The organism is Vibrio anguillarum, assembly GCF_001989995.2.
GTDB lineage: Bacteria > Pseudomonadota > Gammaproteobacteria > Enterobacterales > Vibrionaceae > Vibrio > Vibrio anguillarum.
The window spans coordinates 20,986-27,970 of the sequence record NZ_JAHGUP010000020.1; the positions used below are offsets into that span (position 1 = coordinate 20,986).

Genomic DNA, 6,985 nt, shown 5'->3' on the forward strand with positions numbered 1-6,985 from the left:
GATTTACACTTTGAAGCGGCGAATATCGTTACGCATGGCTTCTGCCGATAAATGCATTTCATGAGCGCTGTGGCTGCTCTGCTGAGTTTGGCTTGCAAGGTCATCAGAAGCGTCTTTGATACCTTGTGTATTGCGGCTAATGTCTTCGCTGACGGCTCGCTGCTCTTCAGCGGCACTGGCAATTTGTAAGGCCATATCATTGATCTCGGTAATGGCTTGCGTGATCCGCACTAAACTGTCGTGAGCTTGTTCGGCATAGTCAACACTGTGGTCGGCCAGTTTGGTGCTGGCTTCCATATTCTCGACCGCATGTTGAGTATTGCGCTGCAAGGTTTCTATCATGGTGCGGATCTCTTCCGTTGAGCCATGTGTACGTTGGCTGAGCACACGAACTTCGTCGGCTACCACAGCAAAACCACGGCCTTGGTCACCTGCGCGGGCCGCTTCAATCGCTGCGTTGAGTGCTAACAGATTGGTTTGTTCGGCAATACTTTGAATGGTGGATAGGATCTGGTTGATACTTTGAGCATTGCTCTCCAACTCTCGGATCACTTTGGCCGCACTATCGACCTGATTGGCTAAGTGAGTAATGGAATCTCGATTCTTTTTGATAACCGCCTGCCCGTCATCACAAGCTGAGGCCGATGCTTGTGACGCGCTAGCGGTCAGTTCGGCATGGCTAGCCACCTCAGCGGCGGTAGCCGACATCTCATGAATCGCGGTGGCTATTTGGTTGACATCATTTTGTTGGTGCTCAACTCGCATGGAAGCTTGAGCAGAAAGGTCATTGGCATCTTGTGCTTGCTGGGAAAGTTGTTGGCTACGGCTGACGATCCCTTTCAGCATCTCCTGCATTTGACTTAAAAAGAGATTCACTTTCTCGGCCAATTCACCGATTTCATCCATGCGTCGAATGTCGATGCGTTGGGTGAGGTCGCCTTCTCCTTGCGCTAATTGCGCTAAAGCGTTCGACAATACCTGCAGTGGTTGCAGTAAGCGGGTTACAACCCAAGTGCTGATGCTGGCGATAATAATGTAGAGCACTAAAGAGGCAATGGCGGTAAAGGTTATTTGCTCAGAAACCGAGGCGTAGGCCATCTCTTTGTCTACCACAATGCCCAGTAACCAATCGGTATTTGGTATTTGTGAGACGTAAATTAATTTGTTGCCTTGCTTTGGCCAAGCGATGGTATCCACGCGATTTTCTCGGGCTAAGCTGGCCATGTGCTGGGAATCTAATTCGTTGTTTAAATTGGTTAAAGGTTTTTGGCTTAAAGCTTCATCTTGGTAGGCAACAATGTTGTTATTACCATCAACCAAAAACGCAAAACCTTGATTGTTCAGTTTAACATTCAGCACTTCTTTAATGAGATTGGTTACCGTTAAATCGGCGGCGAGTACGCCTTGTTTTTGACCTTTAAAAGCTTTGGCGAAGCTAACTACGATGCTGCCATCAAAATCTTGGTAGGGTTCGGTAATTATAAGCCCCGATTGTGCCATTGCATCTTTATACCAAGGGCGCGTTCTTGGATCATAATCACTTGGCCAATCTTCGGTTTTATCACCATAAGCAATGCTGCCATCACTAAAACCAGCATAAACAGAAAGAAAATCACCGCTCTTTTTAGTCACCAGCAACGCTTGGTCAGCATTGTTATTATTGGCAATAAAAGGTTCATTGGCCAACATCATATTGCTGCGGATCCCAAGCCAATCACTGATGTAATGGCGAGTAGCAAGACTGGTGTTTTCCATTTCACTATTAATGGCATAGGTCGTTTCTTGCTGTAATTGACTGACGGAGATCCAAGCTTGGACGCCACTGACGATTGCGATGATGATGGCGATAGCGACTTGAATTTTAAATTTGATGGTATGTCTCATGGGTTATGTCCCTAGAACGGTTTGACAACCGCGTGTCGATAGCTCAGATCAGGAAAAGATGAATTAACGGCTCCTACGCTTAGTTGCAGCGAAATGATGAGGCCGTTTCATGTTTCTTCAGATAAATGAATAAGTAAATCAGAGTAATCCTACGAGAATGTAGCTTTGATTAATATGATCGTGCTCGATTATTGTTCATCTCGTTGATTTGCTTTTACTTAGTTTTAGGCTGGAATGATTCATCTTTGCGACCTGCATTCAGTCTTGACGCTCAATGCAAGTCGCAGTCACCAAAGGTTAGGTTAGTAATAGCGCGGCAGTATAGACAATGCACAAGCCAACAACGCCAATAATCAGACCTGTTTTGGCCATGTCTTTACTCTCAATAAGCCCGGTAGAATAGGCCAGTGAGTTCGGTGGTGTTGAGACAGGCAAAATCATACCCAGTGAGGCAGAAAAGGCGACAACCACTAACAAACTTTGTATACCACCAATACTGGCCAAGCTTTCCATGGATGTGCCAATCGCGGCGGCGATCGGCATGAGTAAGTTAGCGGTCGCGGTATTGGACATGAAGTTTGCCATGATCCAACAAACGAGCGACAGGGTGATGACGACCGAGATAGGCGATAGAGAACTGTAATCAATCGCGTGAGCTAATGCTGAAGCGAGCCCTGTTTTATCTAGCCCAATTCCAATCGCTATCCCGCCAGCCACTAGCCACAAGACGTCCCAGTTGATCTGTTTCAGTTCCTCTTTGCCCATAATGCCGGTGAGTGTAAAAACCGCCAAAGGAATAATAGATACCACATAGGTGTTCATGCCGTGTAGAGAGGTGGTCATCCACAGCACTATGGTGGCGGCAAAAGTAATGTAGACCACGATTGCACGCCAATTTTTTTGGAATGTTCCGTTTAGTTTCAGCACCATCTGTTTTTCTGAAGAGGGAAACAGTTTTTGTAGCAAAAACCAAGCTAACGTGAGCTGAATAATCACAAACGGCAAGCCCATCATCATCCAAGAAAAGAAATCAATGCTATTGCTTCCGGTGAGATATTGCAGCGCGATAGCATTGGGTGGCGTACCGATAGGCGTGGCAATACCACCGGTGTTCGCTGCAATCGGAATGCAGAGCACTAAGGCTTTGATGCCTAAATCCCCTTTTGGAGCTGAAGCGACGATCGGCCCGAGCAGCGCCAGCATCATCACAGTAGTCGCGGTATTGGACATAAACATAGAAAATACCGCAGTGATCAACATTAGCCCCAGCATAATAAAGCGGGGTTGAGTACCAAAAGGTTTGAGTAAAACTCGGGCTAAGTTGTTGTCCAGTTCATATTTAGAAGCAGCAATCGCCAGTGCAAAGCCGCCCATGAACAAGATAATAATCGGTGAAGAGAAAGCGCTGAAAATATCGGTGTACTTCATTAACTCGCCGATATCATGCCCAGCGGGTGGCGAACGAAAGAGATGCAAGCCTTTATCTGAAATCATCACCAATTCGAGCGCAATGATCAAAATGGAGGTGGCAAATACAGGAACTGGCTCCAATACCCAAAGCAGAGCAGCCAATAAAAAAATAGCCAGTAATCGATGTTGAATTAAGGTTAAGTCATCAATCGGTATTGCATCAATGGGCATCAGTAAAACACCGATGGGCAGCAAAAAGCAGATCGCAAGCTTTATCAGCATTCCCGTATTCATGGTAGGCATATCACATGACCTTCATTAGGTTAACTTGAAGTAACTAGCGTAAATGATATGTGAATGAAGGTCTTAGACGCGGCTTGAAATTTTGAGTTTTAGCGAAGGAATATGCAGCAGCTTTGTTTTTTATCAATAAAGAAAAAAAGCGAAATATCTAGAGGCGTTAGCTCTGAACATGCAGAGCTAACGCATTCGGCAGGGGAAATTAAGAGATGGCGATTAACGTTGCTGTGCGTATGGAGTACCCATAACCGTTGTAGCATTGTGTTGCATAGACTCATCAAAGCGAATTTTATCTTTTGCAAACAGGTTGATCACCGTTGAGCCTAGCTTAAAGCGACCCATCTCTTGTCCTTTTTTCAGTACAACAGAGGTATTGCCTTGGGCTGGATAATCCCAGCGATAAACGGTATTGCCGCGCGGAGGCGTGACAGTCCCTGACCAAACTAGCTCAATACTGCCAACAATGGTCGCTCCGACAAGCACTTGTGCCATTGGGCCAAACTCAGTATCAAAAATACACACCACGCGCTCATTGCGAGCAAACAGGTTCGGTACATTTTCGGCGGTTAGTGGGTTAACCGAGAAAAGATCGCCCGGAACATAAATCATTTGACGTAACACGCCATCGCAAGGCATGTGTACGCGGTGGTAGTCGCGAGGTGATAAATAAAGTGTGGCAAATTCGCCATCTTCAAACTCTTGCGCCAGCTTGGCATCACCACCGAGCAATTCTACCGCTGTAAAATGGTGGCCTTTCGCTTGGATCAGCTTGCCATCTTGAATCGGCCCGAATTGACTAACGCAAGCATCGGCCGGATGGGTGATTAAGCTATCACCGTCACTGATTGGCCGAGCATCGGCTTTCAATTCACGAACAAAGAATTCATTGAATGTTTTGAAATGGCTAGGATCTGAATGCAGAGCTTCATCCATGTTGACATTATATTGTTTAATAAACCAACGAATGACTGCAGTGGTTAGACCGCCAGCTTTCGCTGATGCGAGTTTACCCATCAGGCGTGTTAAGCCATGTTGTGGGATCCAGTATTGCAGTCCAACTTTAATTTTATCCATTGTCTCTGATTCCAATGTTAACTGTATGTTCTTCACTTTGGGCGCGAGATGTTACTGAAAAACTCTCACCATGTCAGCAGTTAGTCACCATTGCTTACGGATTATTCGATGGCGACAGATAAAAAATTTATCGATCAAGTCTGCGGACATTTGCCGGGGTAAAACTCGATGCTATTTATAAATCCGCTTTTTTGTTACGCGAATATTGGCGGTTAGCTTTGTTTTCCGACATGCTTTCTAAAATTCGGTGGTAGTTCTCAAAGCGCGTGTTACTAATATCACCTTTTTCCACGGCTTCACGTAGTAAGCAACCCGGATCGTCAGCGTGTTTGCAGTCTCTAAACTTACAGCCGCCTAAGAAGGGACGAAATTCGACAAAGGCTTCAGTGATCGCTTCTGCTTCCAAGTGCCATAAACCAAATTCACGCACTCCCGGCGAGTCGATCAAATCACCGCCTGTAGGGATATGATACAAGCGAGCCGCAGTGGTGGTATGTTGACCAAGTCCAGATGCTTGAGAAACTTCACCTTCTTCAATTTCATCTTCCAAATTTGGCATTAATGCGTTCACTAGGCTGGATTTACCAACGCCAGATTGGCCAACAAATATGTTGATCCGTCCGCTAAGTTCCGCTTCTAACTCAGCAATCCCTTCACCGCTTTTTTTGCTGACAAAAAGCACTTTGTAGCCAATGCGTTCGTACACACGTAACGACTCTTGATATTGGTTACGCAATTCATCGCTGAGTAAATCAATCTTATTCAGTACCACTAGCGGCGCAATATTCACGGTTTCTGAAGCGATCAAATAACGGTCGATGATATTGAGTGACAGTTCCGGCAGTACGGATGACACAATGACCATCTGATCAATGTTTGCCGCTACTGGTTTCAAACCGTCGTAATAATCTGGACGAGTCAGAACCGATTTGCGCGGTTCAACCGCTTCGACAACGCCAGAGATACCCGCCATCGATTCGAGTCCAGGTCGCCAAATAACACGATCTCCTGAGACCAGCGTTTCAATGCCTCGGCGTAAATTACAGCGGTGGATGGTGTGAGTCTCTAAATCTTCAACATCGGCATGTTGGCCAAAACGAGTAATCACTAACCCAGTTTTTGCGGTGCCGAGCATGGCTTCATCCCACGAAACTGTGTCCTCTTTTTTGAGTCGTTTACTCTGATTATTACGAACGCGTCGTACTTGACCTTTCGTCAGCTTCTTTTTCTTTGCCACGATTATCTACTTCATGATTATGATACGTTTTGATCCAACGTTGAGATTTTACTCAAAATCATACCGTTTGGATCCAATGTCCAAAGGTATCTTGGGGATCTGAATTTGGGTATAGTACCTTTTTTATCTGCAAACCAATATAGGCAACGTATTTATGTCTTTTAGCGATCAAAACTTGATTTGGGTTGATCTTGAGATGACAGGCTTAGACCCTGAAACTCACAAAATTATCGAGATTGCCACCATTGTAACTGATAGTGAGTTGAACATTTTGGCTGAAGGCCCAGTGTTGGCTGTTCATCAATCAGAAGCTGAATTGGCTAAAATGGATGAATGGTGCACCACCACACATACCAAAAGCGGTTTGGTCGAGCGAGTACGTCATGACTCAGTGACACAACAAGAAGCGGTTGAACAGACCATTACGTTTTTGGAAAAGTGGGTGCCTAAAGGTAAATCTCCGATTTGTGGCAACAGTATTGGGCAAGATCGCCGCTTTCTTTATAAACATATGCCTGAGCTGGAAGCCTACTTCCATTACCGTTATGTGGATGTCAGTACGCTAAAAGAGCTGACTCGCCGTTGGAAGCCAGAAGTATTGGATGGCTTTTCTAAGCAAGGTAGCCACCTGGCTTTAGATGATATTCGTGAGTCTATTGCTGAGCTTCAGTACTACCGTAAGACTATATTCAGTATTTAATTTTCAGAACGGCATTTTTTGGTGATGGCGTGTTAACCAGTTTTTGTGATTAATACGCCATATTTGCGTTCTTTTTCGTCAAAAAAAAAAAAAAAAGATTTTTTGTCAGTAAGGGCTTGCATCATAAGAAAATGCTCTTATAATTCGCAGCCCTGAACAACGGAAACGTTGTGAATGCGACACTAGCTCAGTTGGTAGAGCGCAACCTTGCCAAGGTTGAGGTCACGAGTTCGAACCTCGTGTGTCGCTCCAAATTCTTTTCGAAGAAAAGAATAGCGCCGCACAACCTAGTTAAGGTTGAGGTCACGCATATTTGTTTAAAGAAAGTGAACATGTTTAAGTTTTCATCGTACTTAACGGTGACACAATACGGACGCGGG

5 protein-coding genes and 1 tRNA gene are annotated in these 6,985 nt (G+C 45.2%); 2 read left to right on the plus strand and 4 right to left on the minus strand.

Going from position 1 to position 6,985, the window contains the following annotated elements:
- Window positions 1-3: 3 nt before the first annotated feature.
- The 4 genes from PL85_RS05170 to rsgA form a co-directional block, all read right to left on the minus strand.
- Window positions 4-1,884, minus strand: a complete 1,881-nt coding sequence (locus PL85_RS05170) for a methyl-accepting chemotaxis protein (protein WP_047688356.1) — start codon at window positions 1,882-1,884, stop codon at window positions 4-6.
- 297 nt (window positions 1,885-2,181) lie between these two features.
- Window positions 2,182-3,597 carry an SLC13 family permease gene (locus PL85_RS05175; RefSeq protein ID WP_017048339.1) on the minus strand — a complete coding sequence of 472 codons (1,416 nt, stop codon included), beginning with the start codon at window positions 3,595-3,597 and terminating at the stop codon, window positions 2,182-2,184.
- 213 nt (window positions 3,598-3,810) lie between these two features.
- Window positions 3,811-4,668 carry an archaetidylserine decarboxylase gene (gene asd / locus PL85_RS05180; protein ID WP_013857937.1) on the minus strand — a complete coding sequence of 286 codons (858 nt, stop codon included), beginning with the start codon at window positions 4,666-4,668 and terminating at the stop codon, window positions 3,811-3,813.
- 175 nt (window positions 4,669-4,843) lie between these two features.
- On the minus strand, window positions 4,844-5,905 hold the full coding sequence (gene rsgA / locus PL85_RS05185; RefSeq protein WP_010318949.1) for a small ribosomal subunit biogenesis GTPase RsgA: 1,062 nt from the start codon (window positions 5,903-5,905) through the stop codon (window positions 4,844-4,846).
- Window positions 5,906-6,059: 154 nt separating this feature from the next.
- Between rsgA and orn the strand changes: the two genes are divergently transcribed.
- Complete coding sequence (gene orn, locus PL85_RS05190) at window positions 6,060-6,605, plus strand: oligoribonuclease (RefSeq protein ID WP_010318948.1); 546 nt, start codon at window positions 6,060-6,062, stop codon at window positions 6,603-6,605.
- Window positions 6,606-6,781: 176 nt separating this feature from the next.
- Window positions 6,782-6,857 (plus strand) — tRNA-Gly (locus PL85_RS05195).
- Window positions 6,858-6,985 lie beyond the last annotated feature (128 nt).